Annotated in this window: 13 protein-coding genes; 6 read left to right on the forward strand and 7 right to left on the reverse strand. The window is 61.1% G+C overall.

Features of this window, described 5'->3' with window-relative positions; translation table 11 throughout:
* Positions 1-761: 761 nt before the first annotated feature.
* Positions 762-1,793 (reverse strand): hypothetical protein, encoded by a 1,032-nt coding sequence (locus tag H1B37_RS05445; RefSeq protein ID WP_182865612.1) that lies wholly within the window; start codon positions 1,791-1,793, stop codon positions 762-764.
* Between the two features lie 329 nt (positions 1,794-2,122).
* On the opposite strand from H1B37_RS05445, the gene H1B37_RS05450 reads away from it, so the two are divergent.
* On the forward strand, positions 2,123-3,475 hold the full coding sequence (locus H1B37_RS05450; RefSeq protein ID WP_182865613.1) for a putative sugar nucleotidyl transferase: 1,353 nt from the start codon (positions 2,123-2,125) through the stop codon (positions 3,473-3,475).
* A 595-nt stretch (positions 3,476-4,070) separates the two neighbouring features.
* A complete protein-coding gene (locus H1B37_RS05455) occupies positions 4,071-4,829 on the forward strand; it encodes an NIPSNAP family protein (protein ID WP_220498054.1) in 759 nt (252 codons plus the stop codon).
* 185 nt (positions 4,830-5,014) lie between these two features.
* Here the strand turns inward: H1B37_RS05455 and lipA are convergent, their stop codons facing one another.
* Positions 5,015-5,935, reverse strand: a complete 921-nt coding sequence (lipA, locus tag H1B37_RS05460) for a lipoyl synthase (protein ID WP_182865614.1) — start codon at positions 5,933-5,935, stop codon at positions 5,015-5,017.
* Between the two features lie 118 nt (positions 5,936-6,053).
* Here lipA and smpB point away from each other — a divergent pair, with 118 nt between their 5' ends.
* The 4 genes from smpB to H1B37_RS05480 all read left to right on the forward strand — a co-directional run bounded on the left by smpB (position 6,054) and on the right by H1B37_RS05480 (position 10,272).
* Positions 6,054-6,563: an SsrA-binding protein SmpB gene (gene smpB / locus H1B37_RS05465; protein WP_182865615.1), complete on the forward strand. Its 510-nt coding sequence runs from the start codon at positions 6,054-6,056 to the stop codon at positions 6,561-6,563.
* A 140-nt stretch (positions 6,564-6,703) separates the two neighbouring features.
* Positions 6,704-7,408: an ABC transporter ATP-binding protein gene (locus H1B37_RS05470; RefSeq protein WP_353620785.1), complete on the forward strand. Its 705-nt coding sequence runs from the start codon at positions 6,704-6,706 to the stop codon at positions 7,406-7,408.
* A gap of 60 nt (positions 7,409-7,468) precedes the next feature.
* Positions 7,469-8,833: an ABC transporter permease gene (locus H1B37_RS05475; RefSeq protein WP_182865616.1), complete on the forward strand. Its 1,365-nt coding sequence runs from the start codon at positions 7,469-7,471 to the stop codon at positions 8,831-8,833.
* 98 nt (positions 8,834-8,931) lie between these two features.
* The gene (locus tag H1B37_RS05480; protein WP_286177423.1) at positions 8,932-10,272 is read left to right on the forward strand and encodes a TCR/Tet family MFS transporter; all 1,341 of its coding nucleotides are present in this window, start codon (positions 8,932-8,934) and stop codon (positions 10,270-10,272) included.
* Between the two features lie 109 nt (positions 10,273-10,381).
* On the opposite strand, the gene H1B37_RS05485 is transcribed toward H1B37_RS05480, so the two are convergent.
* The 5 genes from H1B37_RS05485 to H1B37_RS05505 all read right to left on the reverse strand — a co-directional run bounded on the left by H1B37_RS05485 (position 10,382) and on the right by H1B37_RS05505 (position 16,876).
* Positions 10,382-12,274 carry a hypothetical protein gene (locus tag H1B37_RS05485; protein ID WP_182865617.1) on the reverse strand — a complete coding sequence of 631 codons (1,893 nt, stop codon included), beginning with the start codon at positions 12,272-12,274 and terminating at the stop codon, positions 10,382-10,384.
* A 138-nt stretch (positions 12,275-12,412) separates the two neighbouring features.
* Entirely contained in the window at positions 12,413-13,096 is a 684-nt protein-coding gene (locus H1B37_RS05490) for a hypothetical protein (protein WP_182865618.1), read from the reverse strand.
* Between the two features lie 3 nt (positions 13,097-13,099).
* The gene (locus tag H1B37_RS05495) at positions 13,100-14,806 is read right to left on the reverse strand and encodes a DNA-methyltransferase (RefSeq protein ID WP_182865619.1); all 1,707 of its coding nucleotides are present in this window, start codon (positions 14,804-14,806) and stop codon (positions 13,100-13,102) included.
* Positions 14,807-15,081: 275 nt separating this feature from the next.
* Complete coding sequence (gene dprA / locus H1B37_RS05500) at positions 15,082-16,224, reverse strand: DNA-processing protein DprA (RefSeq protein WP_182865620.1); 1,143 nt, start codon at positions 16,222-16,224, stop codon at positions 15,082-15,084.
* Between the two features lie 37 nt (positions 16,225-16,261).
* Positions 16,262-16,876, reverse strand: coding sequence for a phosphatidylglycerophosphatase and protein-tyrosine phosphatase 1 family protein (locus tag H1B37_RS05505; protein ID WP_182865621.1), 615 nt, complete (start codon positions 16,874-16,876; stop codon positions 16,262-16,264).
* Positions 16,877-16,901 lie beyond the last annotated feature (25 nt).

Below are 16,901 nucleotides of genomic sequence, written 5' to 3' on the forward strand. Positions count from 1 at the left end.
GGTTCGCACTGCCATCCGTGGGCTTTTTTGCTTTCGACGTGGCGAGTGGAGGGGTAGGAAGATTTTGGAGGTAGGAAAATTGGCTCAGTTGAATGGGTGGTGCATTGCGTTATTTTCTTACCCCCAAAATCTTCTTGCCCGATTTCGGCGGGCGGCTGAGAAATGATCCGGTTGAGATTTTGCGGATGGCACGCCCGGGGAGTTTGCGGAGCCTCGGCGGAGCGTCAGCAAGGCGGCGGCGTCCCGGGGAAACCGCGGGCAAGGTGATGCGGTTTGGCGTGCGGGTATCGGCAGGACGGGCGATGGCTGCAAGGGTTGTTCATGGCCGTTGGCCAATGGGGCTTGGTCTTCTTGAAATACCTTGGGCGTTGCCCAAGGCTAGGGGTGTGAACGGCCTTTGGCCGAAGAGCGGGAGACGGGAGTTGGGAGTTGGGAGTGGGGAGTGGGGAGTGGGGAGTGGGGAGTGGGGAGGTGGGAGTTGGTTGTTTGGACGTTAGTGCCTGGGTGGTGGGCTGGTTTGGAGAAGCGCGTGGCCTCGAATCACACGGGACGTCTTGTCTGCTGATGGCGACGCGGATCCGCGGATCTGTCGGCGGCGCTGCATCCGTGGGTTCGCGCTGCTATCGGTGGGCCTTTTGATTTCCCCGCCTGCTAAGCGAGGGCCGCGAAGGAGCGCTCAGACATCCTGAATCGACCCTCCCCTCGCTGCGCTCGACCCTCCCAGCCTGGGAGGGTGAATTCCCGAAAACCGCACGAGCTCGTTAGTGCTGGGCGTGCGTTCGTCGGCGTGAGGATTCGGTTTCGAATCCCAAGCTGTAGGGACGGAACACCAGAATCGGGTCGGCCGTCAGTGCGTTAAACCCTCGGGTGCGTGGATCGATCCCGGCGCGATGCAGTTTGAGCGCCAAGGCGACGTCGCGGACTTGGGTTCGATGCGTCGTTTTGGGTGGCATCATCGAACGCCAAACATGACTGACACGATCGTCGCCGGAGAAACTGGCGATCCATTGGTCGATTTCCGTCGGCGCGAAATTCAGCTTGGATGCAGCCAACAGCGCCGCCACGATCCGTGACGGTGATTCACTGGGATCATTCAATGCGGTACGGCAATCCGCCTGGACCACTTCGTCGCAACCGTAACGCAATCCGATCACCAAACGGTCGCGCAGATCGATCGGTGCGGAGGTCAGCAGGCTGGCGATGATCCGTGACAAGACGCGTTGTTCATGATCACGCAAGGGATCCGGCCCGGTCCCCGGATGGCGCAGCATCGCGACCAATCGCACCAATTGGGGATCGGCGACGGCTGACTGCTGTTGACACCCCAGCGCGAGTGCCACCGACCAGCCCGCACTGTCGTGCCGATCTAATGTCTCAGGATCCGCCCATTGAACCGCTTCGGTCGGCCCAGCGGCCAGCAAGCGGCCGATGTCGGGACGCCCTTGGACGGCACCGCGGAACATCAGACGGGCATCATGGGTGTCGCCGGCGCATCGACGAAACGATTCCCATCCGATCAGTGAATTTCGATCGAAGGCGGGGTCATACAAGAACCGATCCATCAACATCTCACGCGCGTGCAATTCCAACCGGCTGAGCAACCGCCGCTTGGACAGATAGCGTTCCATGTCTGCGGGCGGAAAGGGATTGTCACCGAGCAACGCTTTGACCTGCTCGGCCACCTTCTGGTCGCCGATCGCATGACCAATCAGCTTGGACTCCGCACGGCGGCGTGTGGTGAACGAGTCGGAGCCCAGTTCCGCGACCCATGTCTGCAATTCAACGCGGGACACGACGCCGTCATCCGGCGCTGCGGCAGCGGGGCGGTGATTCGACGCTGCGGTTGGAATTTCAGCCGAAGTCGGCTCCTGGCTCGTCGCCGATCCGATCCACCAACCGCCTGCCGTGAGGGCAATCAGCCAGAGCGAGCGGGAATCGGGTCGATACATCGGCAATCACCAGAACATCGGATTGTTTACAAGGTAAAGAACCCTAGCCCGCCGCCAAAAGAAATCTGGCGTCGGAGTCTGACGCGTGGCTCGAAACCGCATCGGAAGATCGCGACGGTTCGGGTACACTGCGCGACCGATACAACCCCAACGCCATGCAAAGAATCCGCACGATGAAACTGATCTGTTTCGAAGACGAATCCGTCAGCAGGCTGCACCCGATCACTCTCGCCCGTCCTGCTTACGCGATCACCTGTGCCAGTTACCAGCTGGTCGATTGGCTAAGACAATTGCCGGGCGAATTGACAGTTGCGATCCGCAAGTATTTGGCACCGATCCAGTTGTTGGAGTCGGAGCTTTCGGCACCGTCACGGGAATCCGTCCAAGGCCAAGAGGTTTTGTTGATCAACGCGCGGTTGGTGCCCCGCGTCGACGTGCTGGCGGCGCTGAAGTCATTGTGCAACAGCACGACCGCCGGGGTGCTGCGATGCGAGCGCACCGGCGCGATCCTGGCCGCCCGACTGACGGCGCGGGAAACCCAGTCGCTGCAGTCGGCGGTGCCCGATGCCGGCCAGAGCGTCGCCGAGCCGGTTTCGCCGTTTCAAAAACCGGCACGCAAGTCCACCGGCGATCTGGAAAAGCTCAGCGACGACGGCGTGGTCGAGCAACTGCTGGGTGTGGCCGCCGACTTGCCGACCGACTCGCTGCCGGTCAGCCCGGACGACCTGCCGGCATTCGACTGGCCCCATGACGTTGTGGCCTGGCACATGACGGAAATGCCGGCCGCGATGCAATGGCGGCTCGGCCGCGGCGGTTACACCGAAACCTCCGACGGTGTGTTTGTCGCCGAGGGTGTTTCGATCGGGCAATACGCCGCCATCGACACCAGCGACGGCCCGATCCTGTTGGACCAGAACGTTAAAGTCGGTCCCTTTTGTTTGTTGGCCGGGCCGGTCTATGCCGGGCGCGGGACACGCATCATCGAACACGCCGCGCTCAAAGACGGCGTCTCTCTCGGGCACACCGTCAAGATCGGCGGCGAAGTCGAAGCGTCGGTGATCGAGCCCTACTCAAACAAACAGCATCACGGTTTTCTCGGCCACAGTTACCTGGGCAGCTGGATCAACCTGGGCGCCGGGACCTGCAACAGCGACCTCAAAAACACGTACGGCAAAATTAACATCGAGTACGGGAACGAAAAGATCGCCACCGGCATGCAATTCCTCGGCTGCATCATGGGCGATTACAGCAAGACCGCCATCAACACCAGCATTTTCACGGGCAAGGTGATCGGCGTCTGCAGCATGCTGTACGGATTTGCCACGTCCAACGTCCCCAGTTTCGTCAATTACGCCCGGCTGTTCGGCCAACAATCCTTGCTGCCGGCCGAAGTCATGGTCAGCACCCAGCAACGGATGTTCTCGCGTCGAAACGTGGAACAACGTGAATGTGATGTTCAATTGATCCACGACATGTACAAGTTGACGATCGCCGAACGCGACCGCGCCGACCACGACGGGTTCTAGGCGTTGGAACTGGCCAAGCAGAAGGCCAGGGCGAGTAGGGCGGCCGGCAGGGCGAACAGGCGAATCAGCATCAAAAAGACTCCGGGAACGGGGATCCGATGGCGTTACATAGGTGACCGTTGGGATGCACCCCGAATGCCAAACCGAAAAAGAACGCAATTTACGGTTCTTACGGCATTTGCGAGTCAACAATTCGACACCAGGCGCAGTCAAGATGACCTCCCCCGGTCCCACGGGGGACAGCCCCCGGGCTGATCGTCTTTTCAGGTGATGCACGGCAGGTGGTCGCCGGCTGGAGAAATGGTTTGGTCAAAAAATTGAGTGGTCAAAAAATGAGAAGGCCGCAGCGGTAGCGATCACGCCCACGAGCCAGAGCATTTTTTGACCAGCCCATTTTTTGACCCCATTCTCTCTCCTTCTCGGTTCCTTGCTCGATGCCTCTGGAGCGCGTAGGCGGCATGAACGGGGGGCAGGAAGATTTTGGAGGTAGGAAAATTTTGGAGGTAGGAAAATTGTCGGTTGACGCTGGCCAGGGTATGGATCTGGTATTCTTGTTGCCCCACTGACGTCTTTTTCCCCACAACCGGATCCCGCCATGATGTCGTCTCGATTGACCGTTTTTGTCGCCACCTTCGGATGGCTTGCCGCCCTGTGGCTGACTGCGCCCGATGCACGGGCGGACGTTTATGAGCTGCGGATTTACAAGACGGCCGAAGGCAAACTGGATGCGCTCAACGCCCGCTTTCGCGACCACACGATGCGGTTGTTTCAAAAGCACGGCATCGAATCGATCGGCTACTGGGTTCCCACCGACGAAGAAACATCTAAGAACACGCTGATCTATGTGATCAAACATGCCAGTCGTGACGCCGCGGCCGAATCGTGGAAAGCGTTCATTGCCGACCCCGAGTGGAAGAAGGCGGCGGCCGAATCCGGCGTCGGGCGATTGGCCGGGCCGCCCGCATCGATCTACATGGAGGCGACCGACTATTCGCCCAGCTATGAAAACGCCGACGGTGATGAAGACGACGTGTTCGAGTTGCGGATCTACAAGGCGCGCGAGGGCAAACTCGGAAAACTCGACGCCCGCTTCCGTGACCACACGATCGACCTGTTTGCCAAGCACGGCATCAAGTCGGTCGCGTATTGGCATCCGACCGATCAGCCTGATTCGGCCGACACGTTGATCTACATCATCGAGCACGAAAGTGCCGACGCGGCCAAGCAATCCTGGAAGGCGTTCGGGTCCGACCCGGCGTGGAAGAAGGCCGCCCGAGAATCCGGCGTCGGCGGCTTGGCAAAGAAACCGGAATCGATCTACATGAAGGCGACCGATTACTCGCCGATCAAATGACGGTGTGGGGTTCGGGCAGGGAGGGGCATCGGGACTCGATACCTGCTTTGACGGTCATGGAGAAAAGCTGGTCAAAAAATGGGGTGGTCAAAAAATGAGAGCGCGGTTGCTGCAGCGATCGCACCCTCGTGCCTGCCCTATTTTGACCCACTCATTTTTTGACCGATTGCCTGTCCGCCCCCGAGCTACATGTCCGTTTCGGCCATGTCGCGGGCGTGGTAGCTGCTGCGGACGAAGGGGCCGCTGGCGACTTTTTTGAATCCCATGCCCTTGGCGATCTCGCCGAGTTCTTCGAACTCTTCCGGCGGAACGTAGCGAACCACGGGCAGGTACTTTTCGCCCGGTTGCAGGTATTGGCCCAGCGTCAGAAAGTCGACGTCGTACTCGCGGAGGTCCGCCAGCGCGTCGAGCAACTCGCCGCGTTCTTCACCCAGTCCCAACATCAAGCCGCTCTTGGTCTTCACCTCTGCGTCGTACTCTTTGACCTTTCGCATCATGCCCAGCGTCCATTGGTAATCACTTTTGGGGCCACGCACGCGGCGATACAGTCGCGGGACGGTTTCCATGTTGTGATTGAACACGGTGGGTTTGGCCTGGATGACCCGCGCCAAGGCGTCTTTGCAGGCGACGAAGTCCGGCGTCAGCACTTCGGTCGTCGCGCCACATCGCTCACGGACGGCGACCACGCAGCGATAAAAGTGGTCGGCCCCCCCGTCGGGCAGGTCGTCGCGGGTGACGCTGGTGATCACGACGTGCTTGAGTCCCAATCGCGCGGCGGCTTCGGCGACGCGCTCGGGTTCGTCCGATTCGGGCACCTCCGGCGGCCGCCCGCGGTGGACCGCACAGAACCCGCAGGGTCGAGTGCAAACGTTGCCCAAAATCATGAACGTCGCCGTTTGCTGGCTGTAGCATTCCATCCGATTGGGGCACTTGGCGTTGTCGCACACCGTCTCCAGTTTCAACTCCTCCAACAGCCCCTCGGTCATATGGTTCGCGTTGCTCTTGGGGATGGGGCGTTTCAGCCAGCGGGGCAAGCGACCACTGCCGCTGAGTGCGGTTCCGACGGGGATTTCAGGATCTGCGACGACGGGTAATCGGAAGGCCATGGACAAACACGGAGCGAGACAGGCGGACAATCAGTGAACCCTTTCGGGTCCCGTATTGTAATGAGTCTGTCTCAAGGGCAATGGCTAACGACTCGAGTCCGGATACAATCCCCCCACCATGGCCAAGAAAAAATCAAAAAAGAAAGGTGCGGCGGCCAGCAAGAAAGCCGACTCGGGATTCACGATGGTCTCGGAAAACCGCAAAGCTCGCCACCGTTACGAGATTTTGGACTCGATCGAGTGCGGGTTGATGCTGATGGGCAGCGAAGTCAAATCGATGCGGGAGGGCAAATTGTCGCTGGACGAGGCACACATCCGCGTCAAAGACCACGAACTGTGGCTGATCGGCGCGGACATTGCCCATTACAACAACGCCGGGATGTGGAATCACGACCCGCGGCGCCCCCGAAAACTGCTGGTGCACGCCCGCGAGTTCGACAAGTTCGCCGGCCGGGCCCACGAGCGGGGGCTGACGCTGATCCCTTTGAGGGTCTATTTCAACGACCGGGGACTGGCCAAATGCGTGATGGGGCTGGTCAAGGGCAAGAAACTGCACGACAAACGAGAAACACTGAAGAAACGAGACTCCGACCGCGGCCTGCGACGGGCCATGCGGGGACGGGGATAAATGTGGGATAGGCTTCTAGCCTGTCAATGCTGAACTCGACAGGCTAGAAGCCTATCCCACACTCGACAGGCTAGAAGCCTATCCCACACTCGACAGGCTAGAAGCCTATCCCACTTTTAATAACCCACACCAATCTAACCGTGACCGAACAACCGACTGCGAAATCATCCGAGGTGCTCAAGCTCACCGACGTGATCAAGACGTTTGACCAGCCCGGTGGCGGCAAGTTGACCGTGCTGGATATCCCCGAGCTGACGATCGATGCCGGCGAGCAGATGGCGTTGATCGGACAAAGCGGTGGCGGCAAGACCACGCTGCTGCACTTGATCGCCGGATTGCTGACGCCCGATTCGGGCAGCGTCCGTGTCGCCGGGATCGAATTGACCAAGCTGTCTGAACAGGGCCGCGACCGCTGTCGCGCCGCCACGGTCGGCTATGTGTTCCAAACCTTCAATCTGTTGCCCGCGTTCTCGGCGATCGAAAACATCCAACTGGGAATGGCATTCGGCAACCGCGCGATCGATACCGAACGGGCCTATGACCTGTTGGACAAAGTCGGTTTGTCGGATCGCGCCAGCTATCGTCCCAACCAGCTTTCGGTCGGACAACAGCAACGCGTCGCCATCGCACGTGCCCTGGCCGGCAAACCCAAGTTGTTGTTGGCCGACGAACCGACCGCCAACGTCGATCCGGCCAGCAGCGACACCGTGCTGGACCTGATCATCGGTTCCTGTCGCGACGAGAACATCGCGCTGATGATGGTCACCCACTCGATGGAAGTGACCAAGCGGTTCGAGCGCGTCGAACATCTGGACGAACTGAATCGTATTTTCCAGACCCTGTAAACGACGACCGACAACACTCTGCCGATCCGAACTCTGCCCAACCTCGAATAGAACCTGACCATGTGGCTGCTCCGAATCGCTTGGCGAAACTTCTGTTATCGATCGCTTTCGAGTGTCTTGACGACGATTTCGCTGGCCCTGGGTGTGGCGTTGGTGGTGATGGTGTTGGCGGTCTTTGGGATCGTCACCGAAGCGTTTTCACGTAACGCCCAAGTCGGTTACAACCTGGTCGTCGGTCCCAAAGGCAGCGCGCTGCAACTGACGCTCAATAGTGTTTACTACCTGAGCCAACCGATCGAGAACCTGCCGTTTACCGAGTACATGGAGTTCTTTGACGCGCCGGCCCGTGCCGAAATGGTTCGCAAGTACGGCGGCGACCCGGCACTCGGCGAGCGTGACGGCGTTTACTACCCGATGATCGCCGGTGGCTATGCGATTCCGCTGGCGCTGGGCGATTACCTGGGCGAGTTTCGTGTGGTCGGCACCACGCCGGACTTCTTTGAAAAACTGCGGCACGGGCCGACGCTGGAAGAACCGTTTACGATGCGCGAGGGCCGCGCGCTCGAATCTTACTCCGACGACTACGGTTACTATGAAGCCGTGCTGGGATCGCGTGTTGCGGCGCACATGAATCTGGCCGTCGGCGACACGTTCAGCTCCACCCACGGTGATCCCGAAGGCAAGGGACACGGCCAGAAGTTCACGGTCGTGGGGGTGTTGGCACCGACCGGAACGCCCAACGACCGAGCGGCGTTTGTGAACTTGGAAGGGTTTTATCTGCAAGAAAACCACGCCAAGCCGCTGACCGGTGAGGAGACGATCGAGCCGCCGAGTGAGGCTCCGAATGATCCCGACGGAGCGATGCCGTTGACGATCCCCGAGCGCGAGGTGACGTCGATCTTGGTGCGGACCGGGATGCCGATGATGGGCGTGGTGCTGGAAAACCAAGTCAACGAGAGTTTGCGGAGCCAGGCGGCGGCGCCGGTCGGCGAGATCGCGAAGCTGATGAACGCGATCATCGGCCCGTTGTTGGCCGCCTTGTTGGTGATCACGCTGATCACCTGTGTCGTGGCGGCCGTCGGGGTGCTGGTCGCCATCTACAACTCGATGAACGACCGGCGGCGGGACATCGCGGTGATGCGAGCCTTGGGGGCCCGTCGGGGGACGGTCACGGGGGTGATTTTGCTGGAAAGTTTCCTGGTCGCGTTGATCGGCGCCCTGTCGGGGTGGTTTTTGGCGCACGCATCGATTTGGGCGTTCAGCGGCGAAATCGAAGATCGGACGGGGGTGCAAGTCGGGATACTAACGACCAGCGCCTATGAGTGGTACATTTTCCCGCTCGTTTTGATTCTGGCCGCGTTGGCGGGAATCTTGCCCGCCGCGAGTGCCTATCGAACCGACGTCGGTACGAATCTGGCGGCGTAGGCCCCGAGAGGCGATTCGTCCAACCCACATTGATACGATCACGCCGCACTCGCGCGCTGTGACGACCGACCGACCACCCCGCCCCCCGAACGTCCCCCATGAACCAGCCTGAGCCGAACGGAACGTCCGGCGACGACACGGCGATCGCTTCCGCCCAGCCCGATTCCGACTCGCCTGTTGCCCCCCCGCCCCAAGACGTCGCCTCGGGCGAACCGCCCAAGCGTCGTCAGCCGGGGATGCTGTTCATTTGGGTGACGCTGTTTATCGACATCCTGGGCATCGGGATCGTGATTCCGGTGTTACCGGCACTGGTCCAGGAATTGTCGGGACTGGATGAGTCGGGTGCCTCGTGGTACTACGGATTGATCGTCGCCTCTTACGCGACGATGCAGTTCTTTTTCGCGCCGATCTTGGGTGGCCTTTCGGACCGATTCGGACGGCGGCCGATCTTGCTGGTCGCGCTGTTCGGACTGGGCGTCGATTTCATGATCCAGGGGTTTGCCAACAGTTTGTGGTTGTTGTTCCTGGCCCGATTGATCTCGGGCGTCTTCGGCGCCAGCTTCACCGTCGGCAATGCGTACATCGCGGACATCTCCAATGACGACACCCGGGCGCGAAACTTCGGGCTGGTCGGCGCCGCCTTCGGTCTCGGGTTCACCTTCGGACCACCGCTGGGCGGCGTGTTGGGCGAGGCAATCGATATCCGCGTCCCGTTCTTTGTCACTGCGGGCTTGGCGTTGGTGAACTGGTTGTACGGCTACTTCATCCTGCCGGAATCGTTGCCGCCGGAAAAACGTCGAGCGTTTTCGCTGCGGAATGCCAGACCGCTGGGGGCCGTCGGCACGCTTCGGCGATATCCCCTGGTAGCCGCCCTGGCCGCGGTGTTTCTGCTCAAGGCATTTGCCCAGCGCGGTCTGGAAAACGTCTTCGTGCTGTTTTCGGAATTCCGCTTCGACTGGAACGCGATGACCGTGGGATTGTTCCTCGGTTGGGTGGGGATCTTGGCGATCATCGTGCAGGGCGGCCTGGTGCGACCGATCGTCAAACGGTTCGGCGAACGGCACGTGTTGTTGATGGCCACGGTGATTTCCGCGGTGTCGTTTTTCGGGTACGCGTTTGCGACCGCCGCCTGGATGCTGCCCGTGATCGCTGCGGTCGGTGCACTGGGCGGCCTGGCCGGGCCGGCCATCCAAAGCTTGATCACCAAGCGGGTTGATGAAACCGAACACGGTGAGGTGCAAGGGGCGCTGACGTCGCTACAGGGATTGACCAGCATCGCCGCGCCGATCGTTTTCACCAGCGGTCTGTTCGGCTACTTCACCCGCGACGAGGCGGAGTTCCAATTCGCCGGCGCGCCGTTCCTGTTGGGCGGGATCCTGATTTTCGCCGCCTTCTTTCTCGCGATCGTCGTGTTTCGAAAACATCCCGAAGATGCGTAGCTGGACAGTGCGTTCCCGACGTAGCTACGCTCGCCAGAGCGTGGGAAACTACGGGAGTCCACCTTCTGGCGAAGGTAGCTACGTTCAACCGGCGATGCACGATCTGCCGTCAGGAGCTGACCCCCAATGTCAACCAACCGTCTTGGGCGTCAAAGTATCGCGGGCGGAAGTTCTGGCCTTGAAGCGCGGGCACCTTCGCGTCGGCGGGGATGATCCACGGCCGGTCCATCAGGGTTTCCGGGAACGCTTTGGCGAATCCCTTTTTGATCGCTGCGCGTAAACCGGTTTCCCCTACGCTCAAGCGTTTCGTGCCGGGGAAATTGATTTCCGTTTCACTGACACGCTCCAGCAAGATCTCGCCGCTCTCGGTGGTCCGCGGCTGATAGACCGCGACGATTTCCAGCAACCGTTTCAGCTCGCGCGACCCTTGCGCGAATCGGGTGCCTTGGATCCCGATGCGTAGCTTTCCGTCACGGGCTTCGAAGATGATCGGCCGGCTGTCGTGGAAATCGATTTCGAATTCCGGTTCTTCTTCCTCGTCCGCAGCGGCGGCTTGGATCTCCGCACCGCGTTTGGTCTTGCTGGCCAGCTGTTGCAATTCGGTCCGCGTCATCGTGCGTCCGGCCAATAGCGCGCCGATGGTGTTGTCGACCAGCGATTCGTGGATTTGCACGGTGGCGTCGTTGGTGGCGGTGATCGCCGGCGGCGACATCGGCGCGGCCAACTGGTTGTTCTTGCGAATCGTTGCTTTGAGATAGATGGCGTGGGCGGTCGATCCGATCGTCCGCAGCGGTTCGGCGAAGTCCAGGCGTTGCAGGTACGCTTCGGCTTGGCCGGCCAAGTCGGGCATCGGTTGGGCCAGGGCGCCTTCGGTTTCCTTGGTGAATTCGTCGGTGAGCCGGGCGATGAATTTTCGATGGGCGATGCGATCGGCCAATGGCTTTTGTTGGGCGGCTTTTTTCTGTGCGATGCGTCGCACCAAACGCAACGGGTGTTCGATCGAATTGATGCGGTTGTTGATGGCGCCCGAGACGACGACCGGATCGAATTGGATTCCCGACTCGCGGATTTGCAGCGTTCGCGAGGCGTGGACATGGCCGAATCCCGACGTCCTCAGCCGGACCGGACCGTTGTAGCCGCGGTTGGCCGTCGTGACCGTTCCGTTGAGCGCCACTTGCATGCGAATACTGCCGGTCGAAGGCAGCAGTGTGGTCGTCACATCACCGTTCAGAAACGCGTTGCCGACGATGCGTGTACCCAGGATGCATTCACGTACGGGGGACGATTGGTCGACCCTGCGATTGGCGACCCGCTGGACCAAAGATCCATCGATGGTCAGATGCAGGTTGGTCGACGAATACAACGCTTGAGTGCGGTCGACCAAAGCGACCGGTTGATCGGTGCGTTCAAGCAACTCCAACAACAACCGCAACGTCGCGATCTGATCCGGCGAGGGGCTGGTCGTCATTTCGGTCCATTGGTCGGCCGTGCGTCCGAGCAGTTGCCCCAGCAACGCCGTCGTTCGTTCTTTGCGGCGAAACCGCAGCGCGTTGCTGTATTGTTGTGCGGCGCGGCGGACGTCGCGGACCGCCGGAACCTCGAGTCCCGGATGGATGCCGGTGGCCTTTTGCGAAATCCGTGTGGCTTTGGTCGCCACATCGACATCGCTCGCCTGTGACGCGATCGCCTCCAGAGCGGGTTCGATTTCCAGGTAATCGATCCAGGCCTGGGCGTTGGCTTGGGTCGCCGTTTTCGACAAGTGCTCGCGCAGCCCGTCGATCGCCGCTTGGAACGCCTGGCCGCTGGGATCCACACCCGCGATCCGGTTCGGATCCAGCTGGTCGGCCGACTGTCGCGCCGCCGCGGCGATCTGTGCGGGCAGCCCTTCGCCGGGCGAGCCGTCTTGGGCGGGCAGGACGTTCGGGGCGGCGAAGCCGTTCAGCAGCGCGACGACCCACGGGCCGAGCAAAGCAAGGGCGCGACGGGGGCGAGGTCGTGTCATGTTACATCCAAGTTGACGGTGGACCGGGGGGGCGGGGAATGCGATACAGAAGCGAAGATAGTGAAACGGCGAAAGATTTGCAGGTGGAGTTCGGTCGACCTGAGAAAAAAACGCCCTCGAAAGCCCCGGCACGACGTATTACAGCGGCCCCAGGGCCTGGGCCAGCGCGGCAATCGGCCCCTGTTGGTAGTCGGGGGTCGGTGTTCGGGCGTCCATTTCGTACACCGAAACGAGCAGCGTCCGGTGACCTACAGCGCATTTTCCCAGGTGGACCCGCAGCGGCCAGGCCGAGCTTTTCCGCGGCGACGCCCAGTGGATGGTCGCCTGGTCGTAGCGCATCGTTTGGACCTGCAGCTGAAAATCGTCGCTCGCCCCGACCCGCAGCACGGCCGGCTCGGTCGCGTCTTCGTCGCCCCTTTCCAGCTGGACCGAAGGCGGAAAATCGTCCGCGGTGGGCGGCCAGTGTGCGACGCCGGGCGTGAAGGATCGGATTTGCCCCAAGATCGATGCGTTTCGGTTGATGAACGAAATCGTCGATTTCGCCCGCCCATCGTCGCCGGGCTGGTTGATCCGAAAAAACACATAACCGTCGACCGGATTGATCCGCAGCCCCAATTCCGACGACTGCACCGTCTGGTCCAGAATCGGCACGATGTCCGGCGTGGTCCAGGACCCGAACGCGTGGCCCCCACGCCGGCCGAATTGATGATCGGCCCGATCCCCGACGGCCCCGAACCAGGCGATGACCATGACAACGCCCATCAACACCGCCATGCCGCGGGTGATTTCCAGAGGAATCGGTTTGTCGGGTCCTTGCGACATGGTTTAAAAGAGTGTCGTCGCGATCGGCTGATGCAGGAAATGGGCGTTCAGCCAAGGTTTGTGCCGTGTGACCAGCAAACTGCGTTGCACCAAGGCTTTTTTGGCGTCTTCGATCGGCCAGACTTGAACCTCGGTCGGTTCAAACTTGTTCCAGCCTTCACTGGTTCGGATCTGTCGCAGTCGTGCGGCGATGTCAGTCGTCTGGCCGATAAACAAGACGGAATCGGGATCGGAGATCGCATACACGCCCGCGACCGGTTGTTCGTCATCGTTGCTGAGATACGAATCGATGGTTTCCGCTGCCGGCGGGGCTTCGGCGGCGAATTCGGCGGCGCGTTTTTTGGCCGCCCGCGTGATTTTGTCCGCCGTCGCGATCCGCCGAAAGTGCCAGAGCGCGGTGCGATAATCGATTTCCGAATGGTCGCCGCCGAACAGCCGGGCGATCGTGTCAAACTCTGCCGCGGCATCGGGAGTGCAAAGGATCTGTTCCAGGTCCAAGGCGTAATCGACCGAGAGCATTTGGAAGGCGATTTCCGCGGCGTCGCAGCACCGCAAGATGGTCTTCAGCGAGACCTTCTTGTGTTTGCCTTCGCCGTCGAGTTGCCCCTGATCGGAAAGCTTCAATAAGAACTCGTTCCACGTCCGTGCGTCGCCGAGCAGTTTGGCGTCTTTGCAATACCGCACGAACAGCGCGTTGCGGATCGGGTCGAACAACAGTTCTTCGGCGCTGTGTTTTTTCGAGACGTCTGCAAAGGCGTTTTGGATGACGCTCCGGTTGCGGTCATCCAAGGGGATCACGGGGCGGCCGTCGCGGAACTCGGTGCGTTTCTTTCCGTTGGACGTCGTCGGCGCGCTCTTGATCGGATCGGCCGGGCCGTCCAGCGGGTCACCGGAGCGGCACGCCGACAATCGCTCGCTGATCCGCGCGGCGTAGTCCTCGGACAATTCGATGCCCATGAATCGGCGCCCCAGTTTCTTGGCGACCACCAACGTCGTGCCGCTGCCGCCGAACGGGTCCAGCACCAGGTCGCCGGGGTTGCTGGACACGCGGATGATTCGTCCCAGCAACTGTTCGGGCATCTGGCACCCATGGAACCCTTCGCGCTCCTTGAACGTCCCCGCCACGCGGGCGAAGTACCAGGTATCGTGCGAGGGGCTGAATCCCAACTGGGGCGCATCCTGGGGACGCAAAATCCAGGTGTTGTCCGGCAGCCGTCCTTTCGTGTTGGCGCGGGCATCGGCATAGACCAACTGCCTGGCCGATGGAACACGCACCATCGGATTGTCGCCGTTGAAGGTGAACTGTTCGGGGTCCTTCACGAAGTGGAACAGGTGCGTGTGCGAACGGCTGAATCCGCGGACGCAGTTCACGCCGAAGGTGTAGTACCAGATGATCCAAGACCGGCAGGAGAAACCGATCTCCTGGGACAACAGCTTCAACTCGGCGGCGTATTCATCACCGATCGCCAACCAAAACGATCCGTCCGGCTTGAGTGCCTGGTGCACACCGCTGATCCAACCGCGGCAAAAGTCCAGGTAGTCGGTGTGTGATTGCTGGTCGTCGTAGACGTCGTAGCTGTACCCGATGTTGAACGGTGGGTCGGCGAAGACCAGGTCGACCGATCCGGGTTGGATCTGAGCCAGCTTTTCGATGCAATCGCCTTGGTGGATTTGATTGGCCGCAAGCGCGACGGTGGAGGTCTCGGTCATGTGGCCCTGCAGGAAAAGCCGGTAATGCGTGTCACGAGTTTGTGCTCCGAAATCAATGCGATCATGCTAGTCGTTTACTACAGCTCAATTCGCGGATTTGTGTCGTCGCGGAAGCCGCCAAGGCTTTCGGTCTCCCGGGTGCGGCGTCGCCGCAACAGTGCGAAACTCTTGGCGAGTTCCGCTACCGAAACACCGAGCCGCGGCGGAGCACTAGTCTACGATTCGTTTCCCGATCGCGCCAGTGCCCGACAGCCAGCCAATGCTGCTGCGCGGTGCTAAATCCGGCTGACGTATTGGCCGCTTTGGCGGCGGATCAGGTGACGAATTTCCAGCACGCTGATGGTCGCCATGACCTGGTGGGCCGGCAATCCGCTGCGGGCGATCACCTGGTCGATCAACGTGGGGGAGGCGTCGACCGATTCCAGCACGGTGCGTTCGAGTTCGTTGAGTTTCAGTTCGGCCGGATTCCGCACTTCGTGACCGTCGTCGGTTTGCACGCTGCGAGCCATCGGCCCCAGTGATTCCAGAATGTCGTCGACGGTCTGGACCAGCGTCGCGCCGTCGCGGATCAGTCGGTTTGCCCCGCGCGAGGCCCGACTGGTCACCGCACCGGGAAGCGCAAGGACGTCACGGCCGAGTTCGCCGGCCAGCCGGGCGGTGATTAACGAGCCGCTGCGGTCGGGGGCTTCGATCACCAGGGTTGCCAGGGAGAGCGCGGCGATGATTCGGTTGCGTTGGGGGAACATGCCGCCGCGCGGTTTGGCGTCGGGGGCGTATTCGCTGATCACCGCGCCGTCGGCGGCGATCGCGTCGGCCAACCCGACATGTTCGGGCGGATAGATTTTTCCCAGTCCGCCGCCCAACACGGCGATGGTTCGCCCGCCGGCCGACAAGGCTCCCTCGTGTGCCGCCGCGTCGATCCCACGCGCCATCCCGCTGACCACCGTCACCCCGGCTTTGGCCAATCCGTATGCGATCCGATCGGCCTGGCGAGTCCCGTAGGCCGTCGCGTGTCGGGTGCCCACAATCGCCACGGCCAACTCATCGGCATCGGTCAGCCGGCCGCGGGCGAATAAAATCGGCGGGGCATCGTGCAGGTCTTCCAGCGGTCGCGGGTAGTCGCGGTGGCCTTTGCGAAGCAAGTCACAGTCGTGGTCGCGGCACCACGCGACGATCGATTCGGTGTCCACGTGGTGCGACGCCGTGCGGATCGTGTGAATCAGTTTCGGCCCCACACCTGGGACGACGGCCAGTTGGTCTGGAGCCGCGTCCAACACCTGTTGGGGCGAACCGAGAGCGTCGATCAATGCGGTCAGGGTTCGCGGTCCGATGCCCGGCAGCATGGCCAATCGCAGGGTGCTGATCGTGTCCGCATCGATCCCCGGATTCTCCGTCGATGTGAGTTCGGGTCCGTCCATGGCAATGTGGACTCAGCTGCAGGGTTTGGGAGCACGTTTACAATAAGATATCGGGTCGCTCGGTGTCCGGGGGGCTGGTCGCCGCCAAGGGTTCTTCAATCGCCGGGAAAAGGCCTGCTTCGCTCTCGGCCGCTTTCAGTGCCGCCTGGAATTGTTGGACGACCGGGCGGGTTGCCAGTTTCGGGTTGATGTGGGGGCGGGCGGCCAGCAGATGGGATTGCGCTTGCTCGGCCGTCATGCCGCCGTACTTGATCAACCAACACATCGCGATCGTCGCGCTGCGGGCACGGCCGGCTTTGCAGTGAATGTAAACGCTGTCGTTTTGCAGTTTGTACTTTTGGATGAACTCAACGGCGGCTTCCACATCCTGTAATCGCGGGTGCGTGAAGTCGGTCGTGGGGATGTGCAGTTGTTCGATCCCGTGTTGTTCGTACTGCAACATCGGCCCCTTGTACTCTTCGCACGTGTTCACCACCGCACGCACTCCTTCACCACGCAGCGATGCGACGTCACTGGCAAAGGGATACGCACCGACGATCACATGGCTATCGATGCGGTCCCACCAACGGCGGCGATGCAACACGCGGCCCAGAAGAAAGTTCCAGGCGAGCGTCGGCCAGAAAACGATGCGGGCGTAGAGTCGAGCGAACAAGGTGACGACGAAGGCTAGTGGGTGC

It is taken from the genome of Stieleria mannarensis (assembly GCF_014154935.1).
GTDB lineage: Bacteria > Planctomycetota > Planctomycetia > Pirellulales > Pirellulaceae > Stieleria > Stieleria mannarensis.